Consider the following 530-nt stretch of genomic DNA (forward strand, 5'->3'; position numbering starts at 1 on the left):
AGGGTTTGGACACCGTTGGTGAGCGAGCCCACGGTACCCAAGAGGTCGAGGCCTCCTAATTCACGGCGCTCAAGGGAGCGGGTGACCTCGTCTAAGGTGCCCTCAAGGTCAATTAGTCCACCCTCGCCAATCAATTTAGTGTCCGAGAGGACCCGGCGCTCAAGGGAGCGAGTGACCTCGTCTAAGGTGCCTTCAAGATCGATTAATCCACCCTCGCCAATCAGTTTAGTGTCCGAGAGGACTCGGCGCTGAAGAGAGCGGGTGAGGTCACCCAAGACACCGTCGTCGTGAATTAAGCCCTTCTCACCAGCCAACTTGGTGCTGGAAAGCAGGTCGCCGGAGCTCTGGTCTTGGAGAACATTGTGGGTAAGATCTCCAATAAGGGGGACCGGCTCCAAAGTGTTGGCGACACTGCTGACAAGGCGGCCTTCGTTGCCGAGGACAGGTAGCTTAGGAAGACCTCCGATCGGGACGGCACTGGTTTGCTCAGCTACAAGCATGATAGCAACAGACACGAAAAAGCAGGTGAC

General features: G+C 56.6%; 1 protein-coding gene. It reads right to left on the bottom strand.

Annotation, left to right across the window (positions count from 1 at the left end):
- A partial coding sequence (locus IE219_RS32765; RefSeq protein ID WP_189983744.1) for a hypothetical protein occupies positions 1 to 500 on the bottom strand: 500 nt, incomplete at its 3' end.
- Between the last annotated feature and the right edge of the window lie 30 nt (positions 501 to 530).

The sequence above is a fragment of the Streptomyces termitum genome, assembly GCF_014650175.1.
Lineage (GTDB): Bacteria > Actinomycetota > Actinomycetes > Streptomycetales > Streptomycetaceae > Streptomyces > Streptomyces termitum.